This is a genomic window from Variovorax sp. S12S4 (assembly GCF_023195515.1).
Taxonomy (GTDB): domain Bacteria; phylum Pseudomonadota; class Gammaproteobacteria; order Burkholderiales; family Burkholderiaceae_C; genus Variovorax.
The window spans coordinates 5,354,648-5,381,436 of record NZ_JALPKR020000002.1 but is presented as its reverse complement, the minus strand read 5'-3'; the positions used below and the strand labels follow the sequence as shown (position 1 = coordinate 5,381,436).

Here is a 26,789-nt window from a genome sequence, read left to right as displayed (position 1 = left end):
TTCGATGCGTCAGCGTGCCGTTATCGGCTCCAGTCCGGTCTTTGCGATGGTCGGCGCTGCCGCGGGCGCGTTGAGGTAGCGAATGAGCTGGCGTGCCGCATCGGGCTGCTTCGATGCCGTGGCCACGCCGGCCGAGAACACCGTGACGCGCTGCACTTCCGCGGGCAGCGGGCCGATGTAGTCGATGCCTTCGATGGGGAGCAGCTCGCTCACCTGCTGCAAGCCCAGCGCCGCGTCGCCGCGTGCCACCACGGTGCCCACGCGCTCGCTCAGGATGCGCTTGCTCTTGGGCTTGACCTGGTCTTCGATGCCGAGCTTCTTGAGCAGCTCCGTCTCGTAGTAGGTGCCGCTTGCACTGGCCGAGTAGGCGATGGAAGGCGCCGCCAGCAGCGTGCGCTTGAGCGCGTCCACGGTCGAGATGTCGGGCTTGGGCGCGCCCTTGCGCACCGCAAAGCCGATGGACGAGCGCACCAGGTCGACCTGGCTCCCCGGCACCACCTTGCCTTGCGCCACCAGCGCGTCGAGCGCGGGCCGCGCGAGGATCACCACGTCGGCCGGTTCGTTGCGCGAGAGCCGGCTCGGGATCGAATCTTCCGCGTTGCCCATGGAGGCGCCATACGCGGTCTTGACCGTGCGGCCGCTGCTGCGCTCGAAGCCCGGGCGAAGGTCGTTGTACGCGGCCGTGAAGCCGCCCGAGGTCATCACGTGGATGTCGCCGCCGGCGGGTGCCTGGCCGCCGAGGCTGCCGCACCCGGCAAGAACGGCCGCAGCCGCCAGCAGGGCAGTGCGGCGGGTCAGGCGATTGAACGAGAAAGGCTGGGTCTTCATGGTGTCTCCTGAGTGGTTCAGGTTCATCGTAGGCAGCAAGGCTGTCAATCAGCCTTCAGCACCTTCGGGGTAAGTACGAGGTGGGCGCCTGGCCGGCGGCTTCGACCGACTGGACCGGCCCGCCATGATGACTTTTGACTACATGAGCAGCTTTCTGCCTCGTCTAGCTTGGCTTCGTCGAAACATCAACAAGGAGCACTCGATGAAGCTGAAACAACGTATTACACCGGCCCTGGTGGCAATCGTCATGGGCGCCTGCGTTGCACCGCTTGCCTTGGCTGCGGGCGGCGGCGGCGGGGGTGGTGGCGGCGGCGGTGGCGGAGGTTCGGGCGGTGGCAGCGGAAGCGGCGGCGGCAGTGCCGGCGTAGGCGCGGCCGCAGGTGCGAACGGCAACGGCGCAGGCGCGACCAGCGGCTCCAATGCATCGGCCAATGCCGCAACGCCCGCGACACCCGCAACGCCTGCCACTCCGGGCACCGGCACAACAGCCACCACGCCGGCCACGCCTGCAACACCGGCTACGCCGTCGCCGCAGTCTTCTTCGTCTACGTCATCGACGATGTCCGCGACGCCCGCGACACCGGCCGTGCCGGCTTCCAAGTCGGGCAGCACCACCACGACGCCTGCGGTGCCCGCAACGCCGGCGCCCAAGAGGTAGCCTGCTGCAAACAGGGGCCGGCAACGCGATGGCGCTGCCGGCCTTTTTCAAGCGAGCTGCCCGCTCGCCAACGCCGCAGCGGCGGCGCGCGTCTCGACGCCAAGCTTCTCGAAGATGTGCTCGAGGTGCTTGTTGACCGTGCGCGGGCTGGTGCCGAGGATTTCGCCGATGTCGCGGTTGGTCTTGCCCTTGGCAAGCCACGACAGCACCTCGGTCTCTCGCGGCGTCAGGGCCGCTTCGGCAAGGCGCGCCGAAGGCGCACCTCCGGCACCTTCGCGCTGCACGGCAAAGAGAAGCATCGTCTCGCCGAGCGCCGCGGCGCCCAGGTTGCGCACCGACAGCCGCGTGCCGGCCGCGGTCATGACCGTTATTGCGGCGCTGGGCACGAGAACCGGGTTCAGCGAAGCGGGAAGCAGGCCCGGTGCCGGCGGCGCATCCATCGCGTGCAGCCACAGCGCGGCCTGGGGCGAGCGCCACGCGACGCGACCGTGCGCATCGACAAAGACCACGCCCATACCGGCCACGTCGACAGCGTCGCGCGCCATGCGCGTGATGCGTGCATTGCGCGTATGCGTGTGCAGCCGCGCGAGCACTTCCTGCGCGCGAATGGGTTTCACCACGTAGTCGACGCCGCCGCACTCGAAGCCTTCGACCACATGCGCCGTTTCCGAAAGCCCCGTCATGAACAGCACGGGAATGTGCGCAAGCGCCGCATTGGCCTTGATGCGCCGGCAGGTCTCGAAGCCCGAAAGGCCGGGCATCATGCCGTCGAGCAGGATGGCGTCGGGCACCACCAGCTCGAGGCGCTGCAGCGCGGCCTCGCCGTCGGCGGCAACCAGCACGGTGTAGCCGCTCGACTCGAGCGTGTCGCACAGCATGCCGAGGCTGCTGGGGGCGTCGTCCACCACCAGCACCACGGGACGTTCGGCTTCAGGGGGTGAGGGGGTCTGCATCTTCTGCGAGTGCCTTGCGGAGATTGTCGAGATCGAAACGCGTGACCATGCCGCGCAGCCAGGTGCAGGTCACGGCGGCCGGCGGAGACGCCGCGGCGAGCCGGTCGAGCACCTGGTGCAGCCCGCGCACGTGGCCCATCTGCACCAGCCGCATCAGTTCGGCACGGTCGTCTTCGGAAAGGGCCAGCTGATCGGGCCGCACCGAAACATCGACCGTCGGCGGCATGGCGTCGTTGAGCGCCAGCCATTCGAGTCCGAGGTGGCGCTCCAGCGTGGCAATCAGCTCCGATTCGATGACCGGCTTGCCCACGAACGCCTGGCAGCCCGCGGCGCGCAGCAGCTCGCCCTGGTTCTCGAACATGTTGGCCGAGACGATGATGATCGGAATGCGGTCGAAGCCCGAGGCGCGCACCAGCGTCGCGGTCTGCCAGCCGTCCATGTCGTCCATGGTGAGGTCCAGGAGAATCGCGCTGGGCAGGTTTTCGCGCAGGCTGTCGAGGCATTCGGTCCCGCTCGCGGCCTCGCGCACCTCGAAGCCCAGCGGCACCAGCATGCCGGCCAGCATCTGCCGCTGCACCGGCTGGTCGTCGACCACCAGCAGCGTGCGGCGCTCGCCGATGTAGCCCGACACCAGCCGCCGCAATGCGCCGGCCTTTGCCTGCGGGCCGGGGTCGGCCACTTCGCGCAGGTACACCCGCACGCTGAAGGTGCTGCCCGCGGGCGAGGTGGCGGCAAGGGCCAGTTCGCCGCCCATCAGCGACGTAAGAAGGCCGGTGATGGTGAGGCCAAGGCCCGTGCCCGGCTCGCCGCGCCGGCGCCCCGCGGCCCCGCGTTCGAACGGCAGGAAGATGCGCTGGTGGTCCTGCGGGGCCACGCCGATGCCGGTGTCGACCACGTCGAAGCGCAGCACTTCGCGCCGTGCATCCACATGCAGCGTGACCGTGCCGCTGTCGGTAAAGCGCACCGCATTGGCCAGCAGGTTGATGAGAATCTGCCGCAGCCGCTTGGCGTCGGCATGCACCCAGGGCGGCAGCCGGCCGCTGTGGGTGTACACGAAGGCCAGGCCCTTGTTCTCGGCCTGCGGCCGCACCATGTGCACCACCTCGTCCAGGAAGGCGGGCAGCGCGAGCGGCGCGGGCTCCAGCTGCAGGCGGCCCGCCTCGATGCGCGCCAGGTCGAGCAGCCCGTCAATCAGGCCCAGCATGTGCTCGCCGCTGCGCTGGATGGTTTGCACCGCTTCGCGCGGCGGCGCCACGGCCTCGCCCTTGAGCAGGATCTGCGAGTAGCCCAGGATGCTGTTGAGCGGCGTTCGCAGTTCATGCGTCATGCCGGCCACGTAGCGGGTCTTGGCCTGGTTGGCCGCCTCGGCGGCTTCCTTCGCGGTCTGCAGCGCGGCATCGGTGCGCTGGTGCGCTTCGATCTCGACGGTGAGCAGGTGGTTGTGGCGGTTCGATTCCTCTTGCGCCATTTGCCGGCTCTCGCTGCCCAGCACGATCCACCACGCCGCCACGGCCGCCACCAGCGAGAGCAGCGCAAACACCTTGAGAAAAGCGCTGCGCAAGGCGGGGTCCATGGCATCGGAGCCCGTGATGGTTTCTTGCGCATACACCACGCCCATCACCGTGGCCAGCAGCGCCACCAGCGAGGTTGCCACCATCAGGTAGTGCGCCACGCGAAAGTTGAGCCGGCCCGACAACGCTGGCGGCAGCAGCGCCTTGAGCCAGCCGCTCATCTGCTCGGCCGCGCGCGAGTCGGTCTTGCAACGGTCGTGGCAGCGCGATTCGAGCGTGCAGCACAGTGAACAGATCGGTGCGCTGTAGGCGGGGCAATGCGCCATGTCTTCGGACTCGAAGCTGTTGTCGCACACCGAGCACTTGACCATCTGCCCCGGTGTCCAGCGTCGGATGTCGGTGCGCGCCAGGTAGTAGCGCCCGCGCGTGCGCCAGGCGAGCAGCGGTGAAACGACCAGCGCCGTTGCCAGCGCGATGAAGGGGGAGAACGCGCGGGCCCACTGGCCCAGCACGCCGGAGTAGGCCAGCATGGCGAGCGTGGCAGCCACCAGCATCGCACCCAGGCCGACCGGGTTGATGTCGTACAGGTGCGCGCGCTTGAACTCGATGGTGCGAGGGCTCCAGCCCAGCGGTTTGTTGATGACCAGATCGGCCACCAGTGCACCGACCCATGCGATGGCGATGTTGCTGTAGAAGCCCAGCACGTGCTCCAGCGCCGCGAACACGCCCAACGTCATCAGCAGAATGGCGATGACCACGTTGAACACCAGCCACACCACGCGCCCCGGGTGGCTGTGCGTCAGCCGCGCGAAGAAGTTCGACCACGCCAGCGAGCCCGCATAGGCATTGGTGAGGTTGATCTTCATCTGCGACACCACCACGAACAGCGTGGTGATTGCCAGCACCCAGGCCGGGTCGCGCAGCACGTACGAAAAGCCCGTGAGGTACATCAGCGTGGGCTCGACGGCGTGCTTGCCCGGAATCTCGTGCTGCAGCGCCAGAAAAGCCAGGAAAGCGCCGCCCATCATCTTGAGCATGCCCGGCACGATCCAGCCCGGCCCCGCCACCAGCACCGCGGCCCACCAGCGGCCCCGGTTGGCGGCCGTTTTCTCGGGCAGAAAGCGCAGGTAGTCGACCTGCTCGCCGATCTGCACCACCAGCGAGAACGCCACGGTGGCGGCGGCGCCGAACATCAGCGGGTCGAAGCCGCTGCTGTCGGAGGTGCGGCCCACCAGGCCGGTGAAGTCGGCATACAGCTCGGGCTTTTTCACCAGTACCGCGATGAAGGGGCAGACGAACAGCACGATCCAGATCGGCTGCGTCCATAGCTGCAGGCCCGAGATGAGCGTGATGCCGCGCATGACCAGCGGCACGATCACGATCGACGAGAGCAGGTAGAGCAGCGGCAGCGGCCAGTCGAGGTACAGCTGCAGCGCCAGCGCGAGGATGGCCGCCTCCAGCGCAAAGAAGATGAAAGTGAAGCTCGCGTAGATGAGCGAGGTAAGGGTGGAGCCCAGGTAGCCGAAGCCCGCGCCGCGCGTGAGCAGGTCCATGTCCACGCCGTGCTTGGCCGCGTAGTACGAAATTGGCAGGCCCGTGAGGAAGGTGATGAGCCCCACCACCAGGATGGCCCACAGCGCATTCGAGAAGCCGTAGTTGAGCGCAATGGCGCCGCCGATGGCCTCCAGCGCCAGGAACGAGGTGGCGCCGAAGGCCGCATTGGCGACGCGGAACTCCGACCACTTGCGGAAGCTGCGCGGCGTGTAGCGCAGCGCGTAGTCCTCCAGCGTTTCGTTCGCCACCCACGCGTTGTAGTCGCGGCGGATGCGAAAGATCTTCTGGCCGGTGACGGGTTGCATGGTGGGGTCTTGCGGCAAGGGCGAGGGCGGCGGCATGGAAGGCAGCAGAGCAAGAAGCGCTCCCTGCGTGCTTTGCGCCCAGTGCACGGCCTGCGAGTCTGCGTGCCGGAGCGTCTCTCGCCGCTACGTTGAATGACGTATTCGCGGCGGCGCAAGTGATTTCTAAAGTACCAGCCATGGTGCTCGAGGCACCGTCCGATGCACTGCGATGGTGCGCGGCTCATTTTTCAACCCGCCTGGAGTTTCCTGATGTCGCGTGATTCCGATCCCTCTCTCGATGCCCTGGCATTGCGCCGCCGCCGTTTGCTGCAGGGCGCCGCCGCGCTGCCCGTGATGGGCCTGAGCGGCCTGAGCTTCGGCCAGTCGCAATTCCCGACGGCCAAGATCAACACCACCAAGCTCGCGGTGACCGACACCGAAGTGACGGTGGGCCAGCTGCACTCGTCGTCCGGCACCATGGCCATCTCGGAAACCGGGTCCATCCAGGCCGAGCAGCTCGCCATCGACCAGATCAACGCAATGGGCGGCATCCTCGGCCGCAAGATCAAGGTCATCAAGGAAGACGGTGCTTCCGACTGGCCCACCTTTGCCGAAAAGTCGAAGAAGCTGTTGGTCAACGACCACTGCGCAGCGGTGTTCGGCTGCTGGACCAGCGCCTCGCGCAAGGCCGTGCTGCCGGTGTTCGAAAAAGAGAACGGCCTCTTGTACTACCCGACCTTCTACGAAGGCCTGGAGCAGAGCAAGAACGTGATCTACACGGGCCAGGAAGCGACGCAGCAGATCATCTGGGGCCTGGACTGGGGCGCGAAGGAGAAGAAGGCCAAGACCTTCTTCCTCGTCGGCTCCGACTACATCTGGCCGCGCACCTCGATGAAGATCGCGCGCAAGCACATCGAGAACTTCCAGAAGGGTTCGGTCAAGGGCGAGGAGTACTACCCGCTGGGCCACACCAACTTCAACTCGCTGATCAACAAGATCAAGGTCGCCAAGCCCGACTGCATCTTCGCGGCGGTGGTGGGCGGCTCGAACGTGGCCTTCTACAAGCAGCTCAAGGCCGCGGGCATCACGGGCGACAAGCAGTTTCTGCTGACGCTGGCCGTGACTGAAGACGAAATGACCGGCGTAGGCGGCGAAAACTTCGCGGGCTTCTATTCGTCGATGAAGTACTTCCAGTCGCTCGACAACCCGAACAACAAGAAGTTCGTGGAGGCCTTCAAGGGCAAGTACGGCAAGGACGCGGTGATCGGCGACGTTACCCAGGCGGGCTACCTGGGGCCGTGGCTCTGGAAAGCGGCTGTGGAAAAGGCCGGCAGCTTCGACGTGGACAAGGTCGTGGCCAGCTCGCCGGGCATCGAACTGAAGACCGCGCCCGAAGGCTATGTGAAGCTGGATGCGAACCACCACCTGTGGAGCAAGGCACGCATCGGGCAGGGGCAGCTGGACGGGACGTTCAAGGTGGTGGCGGAGTCGAGCGAGCTGATCAAGCCGGATCCGTTTCCGAAGGGCTATCAATAAACCCCTGATGACTTTCTCCCTCCCCCTCTTGGGGAGGGCAGGGGTGGGGGCAAGCGGCCTTGCCACTGGGCACGCCCTGCCTGCCCCCATCCCAACCTTCCCCCAGAGGGGGAAGGAGCCAATCGCCAACACAGGAATCTTCCATGACTCTGTCGGACATGATGAACATCGGCCTCATGCAGGGCTTCGCGGGGCTGAGCCTCTTCGCGGTGCTGCTGCTCATGGGCCTGGGGCTCGCGATCATCTTCGGCCAGATGGGCGTGATCAACATGGCGCATGGCGAGTTCATGACCATCGGCGCCTATTCGATCTACCTGGCCGCGCGGGTCACCGAAAGCCTCGCGCCGGCGTTCATGCCGTATTACTTTCCGATTGCCATCGGCCTGGCTTTCGTGTTCGCTTTCATCGTCGGCTGGATCGTGGAGTGGGTGCTCATTCGGCATCTCTACAAGCGTCCGCTCGACACGCTGCTGGCCACATGGGGCGTGAGCCTGGGGTTGCAGCAGCTCTTTCGCACCTTCATCGGCCCGAAGGAAGTGAGCCCCACGCTGCCCGAGTGGCTCATGGGCTCGTGGACGCCGCATGAAGGCCTCGACATTCCGATCAACGGACTCTTTGTGCTGGCGCTCACCGCGCTGGTCACGGGCGGTGTGCTCGTCGCGCTGCACAAGAGCCGCTGGGGCCTGCGCGTGCGCGCCACCGTGGCCAACCGCACCATGGCCAACGCGACCGGCATCGACACCATGAAGACCGACCGCCTGACCTTCGCCATCGGCTGCGGCATTGCGGGCATGGCGGGCGCGGCCTTCACCACCATCGGCTCGACGGGGCCGACCTCGGGCTCGCTCTACATCGTCGATGCCTTCCTGGTCGTCACTTTCGGCGGCGCCGCCAGCCTGTTGGGCACGGTGGTCTCGGCCTTCGGCATTGCGCAGACGCAATCGATCTCGGAATTCTTCATGACCGGCTCGATGGCCAAGGTGCTGACGCTTTCGCTGATCGTGCTCATCTTGATGATGCGTCCGCAAGGCTTGTTCGCCGTGAAAGTCCGCCGCTGATGAACCCGCTTCCTTCCTGGAGAACGTTCCGATGATGAATTTCATCAAGGCCTCGATCCTGCGCTATCAGCTGGGCAGCCTCTTGCTGCTGGTGTTGCTGCTGGCGGTGGTGCTGCCGCTGTCGCTCGACATCTTTCGCCTGAACCTCGTGGGCAAGTACCTCACCTACGCCTTCGTCGCCGTGGGCCTTGTGATGGTGTGGGGCTACGGAGGTGTGCTCAGCCTGGGGCAGGGCGTGTTCTTCGGCATCGGCGGCTATGCGATGGCGATGTTTCTCAAGCTCGAAGCCTCGGACCCGATCACGACCAAGATCCAGTCGACGCCAGGCATTCCTGACTTCATGGACTGGAACCAGATCACCGAGCTGCCCATGCTGTGGCTGCCGTTCAAGAGCCTGCCCCTGAGCCTGGCGCTGGTGGTGCTGGCGCCGATGGCGCTCGCCTGGCTCGTGAGCTTTGCGATGTTCAAGCGCCGCGTGGGCGGCGTGTACTTTGCCATCATCACGCAGGCGGTGGCGCTGATCTGCACCGTGCTCATCATCGGCCAGCAGGGCTACACGGGCGGCGTCAACGGCATGACCGACCTGAAGACGATGCTGGGCTGGGACACGCGCACCGACGGCGCCAAGTACATCCTCTACTACGTGTGCGTGGGCCTGCTGGTCGCCAGCATCGTGCTGTGCCGCTGGATCCAGACCAGCAAGCTCGGCACGCTGCTGCTGGCCATGCGCGACAAGGAAGACCGGGTACGCTTCTCGGGCTACGACGTGTCGAACTTCAAGGTCTTCATCTTCTGCCTTGCGGCCGGGCTCTCGGGCATTGGCGGTGCGATGTTCGCGCTGCAGGTGGGCTTCATGTCGCCGAGCTTCGTGGGCATCGTGCCGTCCATCGAGATGGTGATCTTCTGCGCGGTGGGCGGCCGCATGAGCCTGGTGGGTGCGGTGTACGGCGCGCTCCTGGTGAATGCGGGCAAGACGCTGTTCTCCGAAAGCTTTCCGGACCTGTGGCTGTTCCTGATGGCCGGCCTCTTCATCGGCGTGACCATGGCTTTTCCGATGGGCCTGGCGGGCTTGTGGGACGAAAAGATCAGGCCCTGGTGGAAGGGGCGCCGCCAGGCGTTGCGCGAAGCCGCAGTAAAGCCGCCGGCCGCCACCGTACCCGCACAACCTCCCGCGCCGCAGACCGAACCCGCGTTGCCGGACGGCATCGGCAGCCAACGCGCCTGAACCCGGAGCCCATCGCATGAGCAACACCGACTTCGCGCTCGCCGTGGAAGACCTCACCGTCTCCTTCGACGGCTTCAAGGCCATCGACGACCTGACGCTCTACATCGACAAGAACGAACTGCGCGTGATCATCGGCCCCAACGGCGCCGGCAAGACCACGCTGCTCGACCTGATCTGCGGCAAGACGCGGGCAAGCGGCGGCAGCATCAAGTTCAAGAACACCGAGCTCACGAAGATGGCCGAGCACAAGCGTGTGCGCCTAGGCATCGGCCGCAAGTTCCAGACGCCGTCGATCTACGAGAACCTGAGCGTCTTCCAGAACCTGGAAGTATCTTTTCCGAAGGGCCGTTCGGTGCTGGGTGCGCTGGCCTTCAAGTGCGATGACGAGGTCAAGGCCAAGGTGCAGGCGGTGGCTGAAGACATCGGCCTGGCCGACAAGCTTCGCACCGAGGCAGGTCTGCTGAGCCACGGCCAGAAGCAGTGGCTGGAGATCGGCATGCTGCTGATGCAGGAACCCGAGCTGCTGATGCTCGACGAGCCCATTGCAGGCATGAGCGCGAGAGAGCGCGAACTCACGGCCGACCTGCTCAAGCGCATTTGTCAGAACCGCGCGGTGATCGTCATCGAGCACGACATGGCGTTCGTGAAGCAGATTGCGCACAAGGTCACCGTGATGCACCAGGGAAAGATCCTGGCCGAGGGGCCTATGGAGAAGGTGCAGGCGGACCCGAAGGTCATCGACGTTTATCTGGGGCACTGATGGCTTGCTGTTCTGTTCGCCGCGTCGTGCGTTTGGTGCTTTGTTGGGGGCGCTGCGGTTCAGGGCACGCACCCGCCGACGGGGTACCTTTCTCCGCGAATGTCCCCCGGCCTGCGGCCTCCTCCTTTATTTCGCTGCGCAAGGCACCCCGCCAGCGGGTGCGATGCAAAGAGCAGTCGTTGATCAGCGATGCACCAGCGGCGTGCCCAAGTGCACAGGGCATCGGGTGCTCCGCGCAGCGAAATAAAGGAGGAGGGGCGCAGCCCCGGGGACATTCGCGGAGGGGAGTACCCGGTGGCCTTTGCACGCGCCCTGAACAACAGCGCCAACAACAACAGCGCCGATAACGAACACCCCAGGAAGTGACATGAGCAACATCATGCTGAAGGTCGATGACCTGCACACAGCCTACGGCCAGAGCGAAGCCCTGCACGGCATCTCATTCGAAGGCCATGCCAACGAAACAATAGCCATCATGGGCCGCAACGGCATGGGCAAGACCACGCTGTTCAAGAGCCTCATGGGCGTGCTGCCGCTGAAGAGTGGCCGCATCGAAGTGGCGGGGCAGGACGTGTCGCGCGACGAGAGCTTCAAGCGCGTGGCCAAGGGCATTGCCTACGTGCCGCAGGGCCGCATGATCTTTCCGACATTGACCGTCGAAGAAAACATCCAGACCGGCCTGGAGAACTCGAAGACAAAACGCATTCCCGAAGAAATCTACGCGCTGTTCCCTGTGCTCTGGGACATGAAGCGCCGCAAGGGCGGAAACCTCTCCGGCGGCCAGCAGCAACAGCTGGCCATTGCGCGCGCCCTCGTCACCGACCCCAAGGTGCTGCTGCTCGATGAGCCTACCGAAGGTATCCAGCCTTCGATCATCAAGGACATTGCCAAGGCGCTCAACGAAATTCGCAAGCTGCGCGGCATCACCATCGTCGTGTCCGAACAGGTGCTGAGCTTTGCCATGGATGTGGCCGACCGGCTCTTCGTCATCGAAGGTGGGCGGCTCGTGCACGAGACCGCGCGCGACAAGACCGACGTCGATCACATCAAGGCCTATCTCTCCGTATGACCTTTTCGTTTAACCACAACCCAACCAGGAGCCACTGCAAATGACGGACACGCTGATCAAGGTCGACCTGACCAAGCCGCCCACCGAGAACGAGATGATCCACAACCGCTGGCATCCGGACATTCCGATGGCCTGCTGGGTCAACCCGGGCGACGACTTCATTCTCGAGACCTTCGACTGGACCGGTGGCTTCATCAAGAACAACGACAGTGCCGACGACGTGCGCGACATCGACCTGAGCACCGTGCACTACCTCTCGGGCCCTGTGGGCGTGAAGGGCGCCGAGCCCGGCGACCTGCTGGTGGTCGACCTGCTCGACATCGGTGCCAAGCAGGACAGCCTCTGGGGATTCAACGGCTTCTTCTCGAAGAAGAACGGCGGCGGCTTCTTGACCGACCACTTTCCCGAAGCGCAGAAATCCATCTGGGACTTCAAGGGCATGTTCACCAGTTCCCGCCATGTGCCGGGCGTCAACTTTGCCGGCCTCATCCATCCCGGCCTGATTGGCTGCCTGCCCGACAAGCCCATGCTCGACATGTGGAACGAGCGCGAAGGCAAGCTCATTGCCACCGACCCTGACCGCGTGCCCGGCCTTGCCAACCCGCCGTTCGCAGGCACTGCCCACATGGGCAAGATGACCGGCGAGGCCCGCGCCAAGGCCGCGGCCGAAGGTGCGCGCACCGTGCCGCCGCGCGAGCACGGCGGCAACTGCGACATCAAGGACCTTTCGCGCGGCTCCAAGGTTTTCTTCCCTGTGTATGTCGATGGCGCTGGCCTCAGCGTGGGCGACCTGCACTTCAGCCAAGGCGACGGCGAGATCACCTTCTGCGGCGCCATCGAAATGGCCGGGTGGGTGCATATGAAGGTCACCCTCATCAAGGGCGGCATGGCCAAGTACGGCATCAAGAACCCGATCTTCAAGCCGAGCGTGATCACGCCGCAGTACAACGACTACCTCATCTTCGAAGGCATCTCCGTCGACGAGGCAGGCAAGCAGTACTACCTCGATGTGAACGTCGCCTACCGCCAGGCCTGCCTCAACGCCATCGAGTACCTGAAGAAATTCGGCTACTCGGGCGCACAGGCGTATTCGATCCTTGGCACGGCACCCGTGCAGGGCCACATCAGCGGCGTGGTCGATGTGCCCAACTCTTGCGCCACGCTCTGGCTGCCCACGCAGATCTTCGACTTCGACATCAATCCGAATGCCGCGGGGCCGGTGAAGATGATCGACGGCAGCATCGACATGCCGCTCTCGCACGACCTGGTCTGACGCGCCCATGCCTACCTACGACTACGCCTGCGGCCAATGCGGCGGCTTCGAGGCGCTGCGGCCCTCGGGCCAGCGCGACGAGCCTGCCGCTTGCCCCGATTGCGGATGCGCGTCGCCGCGCGTGCTCTCGGCCGCACCGCGGCTTGCGTTGATGGCATCGGGTACGCGCCGTGCCATGGAGACCAACGAGCGTGCAAGGCATGAGCCCGGCAGCTCGCGCGACTACGCGCGCTTCAAGCATCCGGCGGGCTGCGGATGCTGCTCGGGGTCGTCGCGGCGCAGCGCGACGGTGACGGCGCCCAACGGTGCGAAGTCGGCGCCGTCGAAGCGGCCGTGGATGATTTCGCACTAATCCTGCGCTAAGACTGCGAAGCGGATGGTGAGGCAGTGACGCCTTGGCATCTGCCGGATTGTTTCAATCTCGTGAACGCCGTGATTCGTTTTGCGGCGTTTTTTAATGGGTGTTCGGGATCAAACTTCATCTCACCAACCAACCCATTAGGAGATTGAAATGAATGCCTCGAAGATCCTCGCTGCCGCTGCTCTCTCGCTCCTGGCTGCTGCCGGTGTCCAAGCAGAAACCTATGAAGGCGTGCTGACCGTGAACTCGGGCGTTTCGCGCTCCGAAGTTGCGCCGCAAGCCGTTGCCGCCGCTCGCGCCGGCAATGAATACAGCGAAGGCGCCAGCGCCGGCGCACAAGCCTTTACCTCGACCGCCGACCGCTCGGTGATCCAGGCCGAAGCTGTTGCCAAGGCACATGACCCGCTGGCCAGCCTCGACCGCCGCGCCTTCTACCGCGACGAAGTGCCGCGAGCCTACAAGAAGCCCAGCGTGTCGTTCACGCGCCAAGCTGGCCTGTAAGCCCGCCGCTCTCCAATGAAATGGGCCTTCGGGCCCGTTTCCGTTGGGAGCATCCGCCCCATCAGCCGATGCGGAAGATCTTGATCTTTCCGTTGCACTCAGCGCGCAGGACACCGCCGTCGATTTCGATGCGGGTCCAGATCGCGATCACGCGCTCGCTGTCGGCAAGCTCAATGCTGTCGCTGGAAAGTACTTTGTACTGAAGCACCGGTGCGCATGCAGGTCCGTTCCGTTTGCCCAGTGCTGCGAGAGCAGCGCCGGTCGGCTTGAACCAGTAGGTCTCGATGTCCGTCTCGGAGACGAGTTCCAACCGCTGTTCGATGGGCACGGGTGTAGTCATGAGTGCATCACTCCCGCGTCAGCGCAAAGCTCTTTCGGATGCCGCCGGTAGCCGATGGCGCCACCCATAAGTCGAACTCGCCGGGTTCGACGGTCGGCTTCATGTCGCGGCCGATGAACTGCAGGTCTTCTGCACCCAGCGTGAACTCGACGACCTTCGATGCGCCGGGCTCGATGCGCACCTTTTGAAAGTTCTTGAGTTCGCGCACGGGCCGCGTCACGCTCGCGGCGCGTTCGGCGGTGTACAGCTGCACCACTTCCTCGGCCTCGCGCTGGCCGGTGTTGGTTACGGTCGCTCGCACACGCAGGGTGCTGCCAAGCGGCAACCGGTCGCGGCTGAGTTCGACGCCGTCGTAGCGCACCGGTGCATAGCCGATGCCGTATCCGAACGGGTAGAGCGCCTGGTTCGTGGTGTCCACGTAGCGAGTCTTGAAAGCCATGGCCTGGTCGTTGTCGGGCAACGGGCGGCCGGTGCGCTTCTGCCCATAGTAGAAGGGCACCTGTCCCGACGTCTGTGGAAAGCTCACCGGCAACCGGCCCGACGGGTTGAAGTCGCCGAACACCACGTCGGCAATGGCTGAGCCGGTTTGCACGCCAAGAAACCAGGTGACGAGAATCGCGTCCGCATTGCGCACGGCGCCCCGCAACGCCATTGCACGGCCGTTGCTCAGCAGCACGACCACGGGCTTGCCGGTGGCGGCCACCGCTTCGGCCAAGTCTTGCTGAGCCTGGGGAAGACCGATGTCGGTGCGCGAACGGGCCTCGCCCGACATGAGTTGGCCCTCGCCGACGGCGAGCACCACCACGTCGGCATTGCGTGCCGCCGCCACCGCGGCTTCGATGCCGCCCGCCAGCGGCGACTCGATGCCCGAGCCGCGCACCACGGTCAATGCTGCGGGGTCGCGCAGTGCGGCACGCAGGCCGTCTTCAATGCCAACGGGGGCCGACTGGCCCGGGAACAGGCTCCAGGCGCCGAGCAGGTCTTGCGTGCCGGAGGCGAAGGGGCCGATGAGCGCGATCTTCTTGCCGGACTTGGGCAGCGGGAGCACTGCGCGTTCGTTCTTCAGCATCACGATGGAACGGCGGGCGTCCTCGCGCGCCAGCGCAATGTGCGCGGGGTTTTCGGGGCGGGCCTGCGCCGGAGGGCCGTCGAGCCCGCGAAAGGGCCGGTCGAACAGGCCGAGCTTCTGCTTGACCCACAGCACGCGGCGTACCGCATCGTCCAGCCGGGCCATCGGCACTTCGCCCGAGGCCACGAGTTCGGGCAGGTAGCGCATGTACAAGCCGCTCTGCATGCTGACATCGGTGCCGGCCAGGAACGACTGCTTGGCCGCTTGCCGCCCATTGGCGGCGTAGCCGTGGGCAATGAGCTCCTCGTCGGCGGTGTAGTCCGAAACCACGAAGCCCTTGAACTTCCACTCGTCGCGCAGCACGCCCGTCAGCAGCGCCGGGTTGGCAATCGACGGGATGCCGGAGATCTCGTTGAAGGCGCTCATCACCGAGAGCGCACCCGCGTCCAGCGCGGCGCGGAACGGCGGCAGGTACACCTGGCGCAGCGTGCGTTCGGAAATGTCGGTGGCTGCGTAGTCAAGCCCGCCCTCGGCCGCACCATAGGCCGCAAAGTGCTTGGGCGTGGCCAGCAATGCATCGCCGCGCGAGAGGTCGCTGCCCTGGAAGCCGCGCACGCGTGCCGCCGCGAACAGGTTGGCCAGGTACACGTCTTCGCCGGCACCCTCGATGCCGCGGCCCCAGCGTGCATCGCGGGCAATGTCCACCATGGGCGCAAAGGTCCAGCGAAAGCCGTCGGCGCTGGCTTCCACCGCCGCGGCGCGCGCGGTGCGCTCGGCCAGTTCGGGCTCCCAGCTCGCGGCCTCTGCCAGGGGCATGGGGAAGATGGTGCGAAAGCCGTGGATCACGTCGGCGCCGTAGAGCAGCGGAATGCCCAGGCGCGATTCGCGCACGGCCACCTCTTGCAGCACGCGCTTGCGCTCCAGCCCCTGGTTGTTGAACAGGCCCGTGAGCCGGCCGGCGCGCACGTCCTCGATCTCTTGCTGCGCATTGCGCTGGCCGGCCTGGGGGTTGCCGGGAATGTTGGTGTCGGCGGGGCCGTAGAGGCTGAGCTGGCCCACCTTCTCTTCGACCGTCATGCGGGCGACGAGCGAATCGATACGCGCGTCCGCGCCTTGAGGCCCTGCAGGGGTTGCAGGGGCTCTCTGTGAGACGGGGGTGACGGCGGAAACGGGAGAAAGAAAACAGGCCAAGCCCAGCAGGGCCGCCATGGCGGGGGTTCGAACGTGCATGGCCCGCCATTCTCACGCCAAAGCCCGACCGCACGGAAACGGTCGGGCTTTTGAGCTGTTACACGTGGTTTAAAGCCTGTTCTCGTCGGCGCGGCGGTCAGTCGCCGCCCAGCTGCAAGCGGCTGGGCAGGCGTTTTTCAATCGCGAACTTCAGCAGCGCCGCCGAGCGGAAGATGCCGTGCGCGAACTTGCCGTAGGGCAGCGTCAGGAAGAGCGCCATGACCACGCCCAGGTGCACCGCGAGCAGCAGCGCCATGAAGGCGGTGTCGCGCCAGGCGAGCAGCGCAAGGCCCGTCAGGCTGGTGAGCAGCAGCAGCGCGATGAAGCCGCGGTCCATCGGCCGCTGCGCAATGTCGCCGTGCGCGGCATTGCGCCGCAGGTTCATCCACAGCAACCCGACCGGGCCGACCACCAGGCCGATGCCGCCGGCAGTGCCCAGCAGCACCGGCAGGCTGGTGAGCGCGTAGGGCGCTTGCAGCCCGAGCAGGTAGTGGTACAGCGTTGCAACGCAGGTGGAGGCAAAGCACAGCATGAAGCCGTAGAAGGTGAAGTGGTGAAAGCGCCTGCGCCAGAGCGTGAAGCGGTCGTCCTCGTTGTTGCAGCCCTGGCCGTGGCCGCCGTCCAGGTACTTGAGGCGCAGCACGTCGTGCGCCGCCTCGGCGCTCGCCGCGGCGCGCACGCCGGCCACTTCGGCGGGCGCGCCTTCCTGTGCCGGCGACACCTCGCGCCAGAACCGGCGCGTGCCCATGCCCAGCGCGAACACCACCAGGCCGAACACCGCGCCGAACACCAGCGCCAGAAAGTTGTGCGGAAAGATCGCGTAGAAATTGCCCGCGAGCGGCTCATGCAGCAGCGATCCCGTCATTGCCACGGCCAACACAAGGAACAGCGCGAGGCCGGCGGCCAGTGCGAGCGCAACGGTCAAGCCGGCCTTCTTGTAGAGCGCGCCCATCGCGGGCGGCCACGCATAGTCGTGGTACGTCTGCATGCGCACCTGCGCCATGGCTTGCGGCACGTTCACCGCAAACTCGTGCGGCGGCGCATATTGGCAAGCATGCAGACAGGAGCCGCAGTTGTGGCACAGGTTGGCAAGGTAGTGCGTGTCGGCCTTGCCGAACTCGAGCCGCCGCGTCATTGCGGGAAACACGGCGCAAAAGCCTTCGCAATAGCGGCAGGCATTGCAGATCTGCAGGATGCGCGCCACCTCGCCCTCGCTCGCAGTCAGGGGCAGGGCGGGGCGAATCGGAATCACGCGCGGCGAGGCGCTGCCTATGCCGTCGGCATCCGCACGGGCACGCGCGACGAGGTCAGTGAGCTGCTGCAAGGGCGGCCTCCGGGGAATTCTTCGACGGGTTTTTTGCCGCGCGCGCAGCCTGCGTGCCGGCGATGCGCCCGAAGGCCGTACCGATGCTCATGCCCACGCCGGCCGTGTAGCCCTTGCCCAGCACGTTGCCAGCCATCATTTCGCCGGCCACGAAGAGGTTGGGGCTGGGCCGGCCGCCGAAGCGCACTGCGGCCGTCTCGTCCACCTTCAGGCCGAGATAGGTGAAGGTGATGCCGGGCCGCACGGGGTAGGCGTAGAAGGGGGCGGTGTCCAGCGGGCGCGCCCAGTGCGTCTTGGGGGGCGAGAGGCCTTCGGTGTGGCAGTCGTCCAGGGCCGTGTGGTCGAAGCGGCCGATGCGGCAGGCAGCGTTGTAGTCCTGCACGGTGCGAACGAACGCGGTTTCGTCCAGGCCGATCTTCTGCGCGAGTTCGCCGAGCGTGTTTGCCTGCGTGCCGGTGAACACCGGCGGCATGAAGCGCCCGACTGCCTTCTGGTCGATTACCGACCATGCGATCTGCCCCGGCTGCTGAGCCACGAGCCGGCCCCAGATCGCATAGCGCTTGGGCCAGAAGTCTTCGCCCTCGTCGTAGAAGCGCTGCGCCTCGCGGTTGACTACCACACCGAGCGAGACGCAGTCGATGCGCGTGCAGATGCCGCCGTCGTACAGCGGCGCGCGCGCGTCGATGGCCACCATGTGGCCCTGCGACGGATCGCCGATGCTGTCGGCACCCGCTTCGATCATGTGCTTGAGCAGCACGCCCTGGTTGAAGCGCGTGCCACGGATCAGGAAGTTGTCGGCCGGCCACTCGCCGCGCTCGTTCTGGCCCCAGGCTTCGCGCAGCCATTCGCGGTTCGACTCGAAGCCCCCGGCGGCCAGCACGCAGCTCCTGGCTTCGATGCGTTCCCCGGCTTCGGTGTGCACGGCCACGAAGCGGCCGCCGTCGAGCTCCACCGAGGCCACGGGCGTGTCGTAGCGGATCTGCACGCCCAGCTTTTCGGCGCTGCGGAAATAGGCGTTCACCAGCGCCTTGCCGCCGCCCATGAAGAAGGCATTGGTGCGCGCCACGTGCAACGCACCCGAAAGCGGCGGCTGAAAGTGCACGCCGTGGCTGCGCATCCAATCGCGGCAGTTGGAAGAGGCGCGAATCACCAGGCGCGCCAAGTGCTCGTCGGTGAGGCCGCCGGTCACCTTGAGCAGGTCTTGCCAGTACTCCTCTTCAGGGTAGGCGTCGATCAGCACGTCCTGCGGCGCGTCGTGCATGCAGCGCAGGTTGCGGGTGTGCTGCGAGTTGCCGCCGCGCCATTCCTTGGGCGAGGCTTCGAGCAGCAGCACCGAAGCGCCGGCTTCGCGCGCCATCAGGGCAGCGCACAGCGCGGCATTGCCGCCGCCGACAACCAGAACATCTATCACTCGTGGGTCTCCTTGATGCAGGAGACTTTAGGGAGCTGGGCCTTCACGCGAAAGGCCGAAAGAGGCAACGGGTGTTCAGTTTTCGAGAAGACTGGCGCCGGTCCAGCGGCCTTCGCGCACCAGGGCGCGGGCGGTGTCCGCAAGCACCACGCGGGCGGCGAGTGCGGCGGGCGAAAGCTCGTCGTCAGAGAGGCTGACGAGCAGGTTGCGGCGGCCCACGTGCGCATCGCTGATCTGCGTGAGCTGCAGGTCGTCGCGGTCGTGCCGGGCCGTGGCGGCGCCGGGTTGGATGGTCGCGCCGTGGCCTGCGCGCACCGCGTCCATCAACAGCGCCAAGCCATCCACCTCGGCGACGATGCGCGGCTGAATCCGCGCTCGCGCGAAGGCGGCCATCAGCGTTGCGCGGAGACCATGGCTGCCGCTGGGCAGGATGAGTGGCACATCGGCCAGTTGCGACAGGCGCACCTTGGTGCCCGTGGGGCGCCCGTCCAGCGTCGGCGATGCGATGACGAACAGCTTTTCAGCCAGCAGCGGCAGCACGCTCCAGCGCCGCGGCGTGTCGGTCTGGAACAGCACGGCCAGGTCGAGCTGGCGCGCATGCAGCATGGTGGTGAGGTGGCCCGAGAGCGCCTCGACCATGTGCAGCCGCACGTCGGGGTAGCGCTCCTGCATGGCGCGCATCAGCGGCACGCCGAGCACCGTGGCCGTGGTGGGCGCCAGGCCCACGCTCACATGGCCCGACAGGCGCGCCTGCTGCGCCGCGCGCACGGCGTCGTCGGCATGCCGCAGCGTGAGCTGCGCCTGGTGCAAGAAGGCCAGGCCGGCATCGGTGGGCACCACGCCGGTCGAGCTGCGCTGCAGCAGCCGCGTCGAAAGCTCGCTCTCGAGCCGGCTGATCTGCTGGCTCAGCGCCGACGTGACCACGCCCAACTCGACGGCCGCGCGGCCCATGCTGCGGAGTTCGCAGACCTTGACGAAGTAACGCAGTTGCCTCAGTTCCATGCCCGCATCATCGCGCAGGCACGGCCTCCGGTTGCCGCTTGCGCAGCAGCAACCAGCCGAACAGCGGGGCGGTGATGTACATCACCACCGAATAGATCGCGGCCGGCAGCGCGAGCTGAAAGCTGCCCAGCACGCTCACCGCGATGAAGATGGCCAGGGTGGAGTTGTGGATGCCGATCTCGTAGCTGATGGCGGTGGCAAGCGCCTTGTCCAGGCCCGCGGCCCGGCTCAGGTAATAGCCCGCCAGCAGGCTCAGCAGGTTGAACAGCAGCACCGGCAGGCCGATTTCGGCGAAGGTGGCCGTGATGGTCTTCCATTCGTTCGCAATGGCCAGCACCGTGACCACCGCAAGCACCACGGCGCTGAAGATCTTGGTCGGCTTTTCCATGCGCGCCGCGAAGCCGGGCTTGCGCGAGGCCACGAACATGCCGATGGCCACCGGCACCAGCACGATGGCGATCACCTCCACCAGCTTGCGCGTTTGCAGCGGCACCACCTGGCCGCTTTGCGCAAAGTGCCCGATGGCCCAGTTGGCGATAAGCGGCAACGTGACGATCGACAGCAGCGTGTTCACCGCCGTGAGCGAGATGTTCATGGCCACGTTGCCACCGAACAGGTGCGAGAACAGGTTGGCCGAAATGCCGCCCGGCGAAGCCGCGAGCAGCATGAGCCCGATGGCAAACACCGGCGAGAGGCCGAAGCCGACGATGATGGCGTAGCAGGCCAGCGGCAGGCCGACGACCTGCAGCGCGAGCGCAATGGTCACCGCCTTGGGGTGCTTGAAAAGCCGCCGAAAGTCTTCCAGCGAGAGCGAAAGCCCGAGCCCGAACATCACCAGCGCCAGTGCGCCGAACAGAAACCGGGTCACGATGAGCGTAGCGTCCATGCTTGTTGTCTCCTCTTCTTGCTTCTTCTAAAAAAATGGCTGCCGGCACCTGTCGCGCAGGCACTGGCAGCCGTGCAAACCGGAATCGGCGCGTCTTATTGCTTGTAGCTGTCGTCGATGCGGTCGAGCTTGCGAATGAGCGAAGGCCAGACGAACTGCCCGCCCAGGCCGCCCGTCTGCACCTTCATCGCCTGGCCCACGCCTTCGACGATCTTCGGGTTCACCTGCGTGAGTTCGCCGCCGCCCGACTGCGCTGCAATCTGGATCTGGCAAGTGTTCTCGAAGGTGTACATCGAAAGGAACGCGTCTGCAATGGTCTTGCCGCAAGTCAGCAGGCCGTGGTTGCGCAGCATCAGGAAATTGGCATTGCCCATGTCGGCCTGCAGGCGCGGCTTTTCGTCATCGCGGAAGGCCACGCCTTCGTAGTCGTGGTAGGCGAGAGAGGCCAGCACGAAGGTCGATTGCTGGCTGATGGGCAGCACGCCGTTCTTCTGCGCGCTTACGGCAATGCCGGCCTTGGTGTGGGTGTGCAGCACGCACTGGATGTCTTCGCGCGCGGCATGCACGGCGCTATGGATCACGAAGCCGGCCGGGTTGACGGGGTAGGGCGACTCGATGATCTTGTTGCACTGCTGGTCGACCTTGACCAGGCTGGACGCGGTGATCTCGTCGAACATCAGGCCGTAGGGGTTGATGAGGAAGTGGTGCTCGGGCCCGGGAATGCGCGCGCTGATGTGCGTGAACACCAGGTCGCTCCAGCCGTAGAGCGCCACCAGTCGGTAGCAGGCGGCAAGGTCGACGCGCAGCTGCCACTCTTCGGCGGACACGAGCTTCTGGATTTCGGATTGGGAGTTTGCGTTCATGGGGATGTTTCCTTTGTCGGGTGTCAGGCGGCGGCCGGCTCTTGCATCGCGGCCTTGTAGATGCTCTGCTTGGGCTGCGCCATCAGGCGCTGCAGCATGGGTTCGAATTCGCTGATGGGCAGCGTCTCGGCCTTGGGGTCGAAGGCCGGGTTGTCGTACAGCGCGCAGAACTCGGCCGTGCGCTCGTAGTGCGGGTGGCTCCTGAAGTTGTCGCGCATGTCGCGGTCCAGGCCGATGTGGTGAAAGAAGTAGTGGCCCTGGAAGATGCCGTGGTGCTGCACCATCCAGTGGTTGGCCTCGCTCACGAAGGGCTTCAGGATTGCGGCTGCAATGTCGGGGTGGTTGAAGCTGCCGAGCGTGTCGCCAATGTCGTGCAGCAGCGCGCACACCACGTATTCCTCGTCGCGGCCGTCGCGCAGCGCGCGGGTTGCGGTTTGCAGCGAATGGGTATAGCGGTCGACCGGAAAGCCGCCGTAGTCGCCTTCGAGGATCTGCAAGTGCCTGATCACGCGCGCGGGCAGGCCGCCTGCAAATTGCCTGAACTCGCCGCCGATCAGTTGCCAGTCTTCGCGCGTGCTCTGCTGCATGCTGGTGAAACTCGCCCGTTCGCTCATCTTGTGGTCTCCATTCTTGTGGGGTGCCGGCCACTGTAGACCCGTGCTTGACGTGCAACTGTCAAGGATTTGACAATGCAGGGGTCTGGAAAACCCCCGATGCCCGCTCCCAAGCCGCGCCTTTCCGCTTCGCACCTGGCTGCGATGGAGCGCAATCCGTGGTTCACGAGCATTCCGCGGCCGCAGCGCGAGGCCCTGCTTGGCGCAGCCGAACTCATTCATTTGCGGCGCGGTGCCATGGTGTTTCGCCAGGGCGATCCGGTGCATGCGGCAGGCGGCGGCTTCTATGGCCTGGTGGCCGGCACCATCAAGATATCGTCGCTGCGGCAGGACGGGCGCGAGGCCATCCTTGCGGTGCTCGAGGCCGGCAACTGGTTTGGCGAGATCACGCTGCTCGACGGCTCGCCGCGCACGCACGATGCCACCGCGCTGGAGCCGCTCGATCTGCTGGTGGTGCCGCCCGAAGCTTTTGCCCAGCAGATGCGCGACGTTGTCTTTGCCAACGCCATTGCCATGATGCTGGCCGCAAGGGTGCGCATGCTCTACGGGCTGACCGAAGATGCCACGCTGCGCAGCTTGCGCGCACGCGTGGCGCACCGCCTGCTGGTGCTGGCGCGCGGCGATGCCACGCAATCGGTGCAATTGCGCCGCACGCTGATGCTGCCGCAGGAAGCGCTGGCCATGATGCTCGGCGTCACGCGCCAGACGCTCTCGAAGGAGCTCAACGCGCTGGCGCGCGACGAGGTGATTTCGCTGAGCTACGGGCGCATCGAGCTTCTTTCGGTCGATGCGCTGCAGGCGCTGGTGCGCAGCGGCTAGCCCGGCGCATTCAGCGCGTGTTCAGGCGTATTCAGCGCAAGACGCGGCCGTCCGCCGAGATGCTGATCAGGTCGATGTTTCGCGAGGGATCGCGCAGGCCGGGCCGCAGGTTGATGCGGAAGCCGCCCACGTCGTAGTCGGTCATGGCCGTCATCACGCGCTGCAGGCTGGCAGTGGTGAAGCTGCGGCCCGCGCGCCGCACCGCTTCGCCCACCACCTTGGCGGCAATGAACCCCTCCAGGCCTTCGTACGAGGGCGTCTGGTCGGAGTTGTCGACGGCGGCGCGGTATTCCTTGACGATGGGAATGGCCGAAGGCCGGGGCGACGGCACCACCTGCGAGATGACGATGCCGCCGATGTCCTTGCCGAGTTCGGCGTAGAGCGGATCGATGCCCACGATCGAGAAGGCCATGAAGCTGCCCGTGTAGCCGCTCTTGCGCAGCTTGCGGATGGCGTTGGCCGTGGTGCCGGAGAGCGACACCAGCACGATGGCCTGTGGTGTCTGCTGCAGCACGGTCTTGAGCGCTGCGTCGAGCTTGTCGCCGCCCATGGGAACCATGGCCGTGGCCACCAGCGGCGGCACCTTGAGCTCGGTGACGGCCTGCTGCACGGCGGCCAGGCCCGCGCGGCCCATGGCGTCGTCGTCGCCCACCAGCGCGATGCGCGTCTGCCCCACAGTGGCGCACTGGCGCACGATCTTCAGGGCTTCGTCGATCATGCCGGGGCGCACATGAAACACATTGGGATGGCTCGCCTCGCGCAGCGAATCGGCTGCGGCAAAGGGCGCGAACAGCAGGTTGCCCTGCTGCGCGGCAACACTGGCGCCGGCATCGCTGCTCGCGGTGCCCACAAAGCCGAACAGCATGTCGGCCTTGTCCGTGCCCAGCAGCGTGCGGGCGTTGGCTGCGGCACGGGTGGCGTCGTAGCCGTCGTCGAGTTGCAGCAGCTTGAGCTGGAGCCCGCTGGCCGCGTTGCGCTCGTTGAACTCGCCCACGGCCAGCCGGCTGCCGGCCGCAAAGGCCAGGCCGATCTCGCCGGCCGCGCCCGTCAGCGGCACCGACTGGCCCAGCAGCACGACACGCGCGCTGGCGGACGCCTTGGCGGATTGCGAGAGCGCGGGGAGAGAAAGGCCGCCGCCCAGCAGCAGTGCGCCGGACGTCTTCAGTACTTGCCTGCGAGAGCTGTTCATTTGCCACCCTTTGTCAAAACTAGTAAAAAAGTGTAGCAATTTCGGTGCCTGCCGGGAAGGGAGCTGACCCGCGGTGAAGCCGGCATTCACCTGGGCGATCTGCTTGCGATACTCCAGCTCCAGGGGTTCATTCCCTTTTCCGTTCATCAGACGCATTACGTTTCCCCTGCCGTGGACAAAGCCTACAAATCAATCTGGGTTGCGCAAGTGAAGGCCGGCATGCGCGGGCATCTTCCTTCGTTCCGCAGCGTCACGGTGCCGAAGGAGCACCCGGATCGTGGAATCTTCGTCGGCACGATGTTGTACCGAAACGCAGTGCGACCCGGCCTGGTGGTTTGGCTCGAATGGCAGCCGGGGCAGGGCGTGGAGCGCTGCTTCAATGTGCGCCTGGGATGGAGTCCGTCGGTAGAGCGGCTTCCGTGTCTTCAGGGGCACGATCGAAGAATTTATTCGCTTCGGGGGCCGGATCCGATGTTTGAAGCCGCGGCTCTCGATCTGGAGCAGATAGAAGGCAAGTCCGCGATCGGCCACATGCCGATTGCCAGCCCTTGGGACCAGTTGCTGGCTGTCAAGGCGACTGCTCCGAAGGCGCAGATGGATGCAGCCATTCAGAAAGCCTATGGCGAGTCGCTTGCGCTCAGCGACGAGGAGAGGACGGTTGCAGTGTCCCGCGCGGTCACCGACGCGTTCGATCGTGTGCAGGCGGTGCTGCCGCGGTTCCTGTCAGCCGCGGCAATCGGAGAAAGTGCCGCCTGAGACCTGAGACCTGAGACCTGAGACCTGAGAGTTGGGTTCGCCGGCAACGCCTCAGGCGCGCCGGAAGACCAGGTCCCATACGCCGTGGCCCAGCTTGAGGCCGCGGTTCTCGAACTTGGTCAGCGGCCGGTACTCCGGCTTGGGCGCATAGGCGTCGGCCGTGTTGCGCAGCAGAGGTTCCGCCGAGAGCACTTCGAGCATCTGCTCGGCGTAAGGCTGCCAGTCGGTGGCGCAATGGATGTAGCCGCCCGGGCGCAGGTGCTCGGCAAGTTTCTTCACGAACTCGGGCTGGATCAGCCGGCGCTTGTTGTGGCGCTTCTTGTGCCACGGGTCGGGAAAGAACACATGCACGCCGGCCAGTGAATCGGGCTGCAGCATGTGGTCGAGCACGTCGACCGCGTCGTGCGCGCAAATGCGGATGTTGCTGATCGACTGCTCGCCGATGCGCTTGAGCAGTGCGCCCACGCCGGGCTCATGCACTTCGCAGCAAAGAAAGTTGGTCTCGGGCATCACCGTGGCAATGTGCGCGGTGGCTTCGCCCATGCCGAAGCCGATTTCGAGCACTGTAGGCGCGGCGCGGCCGCCGAAGGCCGCGGTCAGGTCGAGCGGCTCGGGCTTGTAGGGCAAGAGGAAGAGCGGGCCCAGCTCGGCAAAGGCGCGGGCCTGGCCTTCGGTGGTGCGGCCGGCGCGCTTCACGAAGCTCTTGAGGCGGCGGTGCAGCGGATGCGGTTGGTCGGCCGCGTCGTCGCTCGGCGGGGAATCGTTGGGCACGGTGTCGGGAAAGGTCATTACGGGCGGGAATTGTAGAGACCGCTCCATTCGGGCACCCAACCGGCCAGTGCCGCGGCGCATGAGCTGCCCCGCGCCGCGCCCAGGCCGAGCACGCGCGCGGCGGCGCCGAGCGAGGCCAGCGCGGCCTCGGGCGTGCCGGTGTCGATGGGGGTGGCGCCGTTCTGCTTGGAGAGCTTGTCGCCGTCGGCGCCGCGCACCAAAGGGGTATGCAGGTAACTTGGCGTGGGCATGCCGAGCGCGCGTTGCAGCAGGATCTGGCGCGCGGTGTTGTCCGCCAGGTCTTCGCCGCGCACCACGTCGGTCACGCCTTGCTCCGCGTCGTCGACCACCACCGCGAGTTGATAGGCCCACGGCCCGTCGGCGCGGCGCAGCACGAAGTCGCCGACCTCGCGGCTGACGTGCTGGCACTGGCGGCCGAGGCGGCGGTCGGACCAGCAGAGCTCGCCCGACGGAAGCGCCGGTTGTTGGGCTTCGAATTTTTCAGTGGCAAAGCGCCACGCCCGCGCGGGCTTGCCGTGCAGGCCATTGCGGCAAGTACCGGGATAGACCCGCTCTCCATGACGAGTGTGCGGCCGGCCGAGCCGGACCAGCGCCTCGTCGATGTCCTTGCGCGAACAGCCGCAGGGATAGGCGAGGCCGAGGGCCTGCAGCCTGGCAAGCGCTGCTTCGTAATGCGGGGTGCGCTGCGTCTGCCACACCGGCGCTTCGTCCGGCAGCAGGCCGCAGTCGGCCAGTTGCCGGAGGATGTGCTCGCCCATGCCGGGCAGGCAACGCTCGGTGTCCGCGTCTTCGATGCGGATCAGCCAGCGCGCGTGCGGGCCGCGGGCGCGCACGTCGAGCCAGCTCGCAAGCGCGGCAACCAGCGAGCCGGCGTGCAGCGGGCCAGTGGGCGAAGGCGCGAAACGGCCGGTCTCACGCATCCG

The 26,789-nt window shown here is 66.1% G+C and carries 25 protein-coding genes; 11 read left to right on the top strand and 14 right to left on the bottom strand.

Annotation, left to right across the window (positions count from 1 at the left end; all coding sequences use genetic code 11):
• Nucleotides 1–9 precede the first annotated feature (9 nt).
• A complete protein-coding gene (locus M0765_RS26320) occupies nucleotides 10–828 on the bottom strand; it encodes a substrate-binding domain-containing protein (protein ID WP_258507121.1) in 819 nt (272 codons plus the stop codon).
• 202 nt (nucleotides 829–1,030) lie between these two features.
• Between M0765_RS26320 and M0765_RS26315 the strand changes: the two genes are divergently transcribed.
• Nucleotides 1,031–1,486: a hypothetical protein gene (locus tag M0765_RS26315; RefSeq protein ID WP_258507120.1), complete on the top strand. Its 456-nt coding sequence runs from the start codon at nucleotides 1,031–1,033 to the stop codon at nucleotides 1,484–1,486.
• A 47-nt stretch (nucleotides 1,487–1,533) separates the two neighbouring features.
• Here M0765_RS26315 and M0765_RS26310 read toward each other — a convergent pair whose 3' ends face one another.
• Both M0765_RS26310 and M0765_RS26305 read right to left on the bottom strand, forming a co-directional pair.
• Nucleotides 1,534–2,439, bottom strand: a complete 906-nt coding sequence (locus M0765_RS26310; protein WP_258507117.1) for a response regulator transcription factor — start codon at nucleotides 2,437–2,439, stop codon at nucleotides 1,534–1,536.
• Complete coding sequence (locus tag M0765_RS26305) at nucleotides 2,417–5,809, bottom strand: hybrid sensor histidine kinase/response regulator (protein ID WP_258507114.1); 3,393 nt, start codon at nucleotides 5,807–5,809, stop codon at nucleotides 2,417–2,419. Before M0765_RS26305 ends, M0765_RS26310 begins: the two co-directional genes overlap by 23 nt.
• A 249-nt stretch (nucleotides 5,810–6,058) precedes the next feature.
• Here M0765_RS26305 and urtA point away from each other — a divergent pair, with 249 nt between their 5' ends.
• From urtA to M0765_RS26265, 8 genes are all read left to right on the top strand, one after another.
• Nucleotides 6,059–7,324 carry an urea ABC transporter substrate-binding protein gene (urtA, locus tag M0765_RS26300; protein WP_258507112.1) on the top strand — a complete coding sequence of 422 codons (1,266 nt, stop codon included), beginning with the start codon at nucleotides 6,059–6,061 and terminating at the stop codon, nucleotides 7,322–7,324.
• A 143-nt stretch (nucleotides 7,325–7,467) separates the two neighbouring features.
• On the top strand, nucleotides 7,468–8,382 hold the full coding sequence (urtB, locus tag M0765_RS26295) for an urea ABC transporter permease subunit UrtB (protein WP_126746926.1): 915 nt from the start codon (nucleotides 7,468–7,470) through the stop codon (nucleotides 8,380–8,382).
• Nucleotides 8,383–8,416: 34 nt separating this feature from the next.
• Nucleotides 8,417–9,607, top strand: coding sequence for an urea ABC transporter permease subunit UrtC (gene urtC, locus M0765_RS26290; protein ID WP_258508470.1), 1,191 nt, complete (start codon nucleotides 8,417–8,419; stop codon nucleotides 9,605–9,607).
• 16 nt (nucleotides 9,608–9,623) lie between these two features.
• The gene (gene urtD, locus M0765_RS26285; protein WP_157614443.1) at nucleotides 9,624–10,367 is read left to right on the top strand and encodes an urea ABC transporter ATP-binding protein UrtD; all 744 of its coding nucleotides are present in this window, start codon (nucleotides 9,624–9,626) and stop codon (nucleotides 10,365–10,367) included.
• A gap of 379 nt (nucleotides 10,368–10,746) precedes the next feature.
• On the top strand, nucleotides 10,747–11,436 hold the full coding sequence (gene urtE, locus M0765_RS26280; RefSeq protein ID WP_258508469.1) for an urea ABC transporter ATP-binding subunit UrtE: 690 nt from the start codon (nucleotides 10,747–10,749) through the stop codon (nucleotides 11,434–11,436).
• 40 nt (nucleotides 11,437–11,476) lie between these two features.
• Nucleotides 11,477–12,709, top strand: coding sequence for a formamidase (gene fmdA, locus M0765_RS26275; protein WP_258507103.1), 1,233 nt, complete (start codon nucleotides 11,477–11,479; stop codon nucleotides 12,707–12,709).
• Nucleotides 12,710–12,716: 7 nt separating this feature from the next.
• A complete protein-coding gene (locus M0765_RS26270) occupies nucleotides 12,717–13,061 on the top strand; it encodes an FmdB family zinc ribbon protein (RefSeq protein ID WP_258507096.1) in 345 nt (114 codons plus the stop codon).
• Nucleotides 13,062–13,220: 159 nt separating this feature from the next.
• The gene (locus tag M0765_RS26265; RefSeq protein WP_258507093.1) at nucleotides 13,221–13,571 is read left to right on the top strand and encodes an alpha/beta hydrolase; all 351 of its coding nucleotides are present in this window, start codon (nucleotides 13,221–13,223) and stop codon (nucleotides 13,569–13,571) included.
• Nucleotides 13,572–13,632: 61 nt separating this feature from the next.
• On the opposite strand, the gene M0765_RS26260 is transcribed toward M0765_RS26265, so the two are convergent.
• The 8 genes from M0765_RS26260 to M0765_RS26225 form a co-directional block, all read right to left on the bottom strand.
• A complete protein-coding gene (locus M0765_RS26260; RefSeq protein ID WP_258507084.1) occupies nucleotides 13,633–13,899 on the bottom strand; it encodes a hypothetical protein in 267 nt (88 codons plus the stop codon).
• A gap of 19 nt (nucleotides 13,900–13,918) precedes the next feature.
• Nucleotides 13,919–16,057 carry a glycoside hydrolase family 3 N-terminal domain-containing protein gene (locus tag M0765_RS26255; RefSeq protein ID WP_258507083.1) on the bottom strand — a complete coding sequence of 713 codons (2,139 nt, stop codon included), beginning with the start codon at nucleotides 16,055–16,057 and terminating at the stop codon, nucleotides 13,919–13,921.
• Between the two features lie 250 nt (nucleotides 16,058–16,307).
• Nucleotides 16,308–17,534 carry a tricarballylate utilization 4Fe-4S protein TcuB gene (gene tcuB / locus M0765_RS26250; protein ID WP_258507081.1) on the bottom strand — a complete coding sequence of 409 codons (1,227 nt, stop codon included), beginning with the start codon at nucleotides 17,532–17,534 and terminating at the stop codon, nucleotides 16,308–16,310.
• The gene (tcuA, locus tag M0765_RS26245) at nucleotides 17,518–18,945 is read right to left on the bottom strand and encodes an FAD-dependent tricarballylate dehydrogenase TcuA (protein WP_258507080.1); all 1,428 of its coding nucleotides are present in this window, start codon (nucleotides 18,943–18,945) and stop codon (nucleotides 17,518–17,520) included. The genes tcuB and tcuA overlap by 17 nt, the downstream gene beginning before the upstream one ends.
• Nucleotides 18,946–19,020: 75 nt before the next feature.
• On the bottom strand, nucleotides 19,021–19,947 hold the full coding sequence (locus tag M0765_RS26240; RefSeq protein ID WP_258507079.1) for a LysR family transcriptional regulator: 927 nt from the start codon (nucleotides 19,945–19,947) through the stop codon (nucleotides 19,021–19,023).
• A 7-nt stretch (nucleotides 19,948–19,954) separates the two neighbouring features.
• On the bottom strand, nucleotides 19,955–20,833 hold the full coding sequence (locus M0765_RS26235; RefSeq protein WP_258507077.1) for a bile acid:sodium symporter family protein: 879 nt from the start codon (nucleotides 20,831–20,833) through the stop codon (nucleotides 19,955–19,957).
• Nucleotides 20,834–20,928: 95 nt separating this feature from the next.
• On the bottom strand, nucleotides 20,929–21,696 hold the full coding sequence (locus M0765_RS26230) for a class II aldolase/adducin family protein (RefSeq protein ID WP_157614430.1): 768 nt from the start codon (nucleotides 21,694–21,696) through the stop codon (nucleotides 20,929–20,931).
• Nucleotides 21,697–21,719: 23 nt separating this feature from the next.
• Complete coding sequence (locus M0765_RS26225; RefSeq protein WP_258507075.1) at nucleotides 21,720–22,310, bottom strand: HD domain-containing protein; 591 nt, start codon at nucleotides 22,308–22,310, stop codon at nucleotides 21,720–21,722.
• Between the two features lie 99 nt (nucleotides 22,311–22,409).
• Here M0765_RS26225 and M0765_RS26220 point away from each other — a divergent pair, with 99 nt between their 5' ends.
• Entirely contained in the window at nucleotides 22,410–23,129 is a 720-nt protein-coding gene (locus tag M0765_RS26220) for a Crp/Fnr family transcriptional regulator (RefSeq protein WP_258507067.1), read from the top strand.
• Between the two features lie 31 nt (nucleotides 23,130–23,160).
• Here M0765_RS26220 and M0765_RS26215 read toward each other — a convergent pair whose 3' ends face one another.
• On the bottom strand, nucleotides 23,161–24,318 hold the full coding sequence (locus tag M0765_RS26215) for an ABC transporter substrate-binding protein (RefSeq protein WP_258507065.1): 1,158 nt from the start codon (nucleotides 24,316–24,318) through the stop codon (nucleotides 23,161–23,163).
• Between the two features lie 171 nt (nucleotides 24,319–24,489).
• On the opposite strand from M0765_RS26215, the gene M0765_RS26210 reads away from it, so the two are divergent.
• Entirely contained in the window at nucleotides 24,490–25,074 is a 585-nt protein-coding gene (locus M0765_RS26210; protein ID WP_258507058.1) for a hypothetical protein, read from the top strand.
• A 51-nt stretch (nucleotides 25,075–25,125) separates the two neighbouring features.
• Here M0765_RS26210 and trmB read toward each other — a convergent pair whose 3' ends face one another.
• Both trmB and gluQRS read right to left on the bottom strand, forming a co-directional pair.
• Nucleotides 25,126–25,863, bottom strand: coding sequence for a tRNA (guanosine(46)-N7)-methyltransferase TrmB (trmB, locus tag M0765_RS26205; RefSeq protein ID WP_258507045.1), 738 nt, complete (start codon nucleotides 25,861–25,863; stop codon nucleotides 25,126–25,128).
• Entirely contained in the window at nucleotides 25,863–26,786 is a 924-nt protein-coding gene (gene gluQRS, locus M0765_RS26200; RefSeq protein ID WP_258507023.1) for a tRNA glutamyl-Q(34) synthetase GluQRS, read from the bottom strand. The genes trmB and gluQRS overlap by 1 nt, the downstream gene beginning before the upstream one ends.
• Nucleotides 26,787–26,789 lie beyond the last annotated feature (3 nt).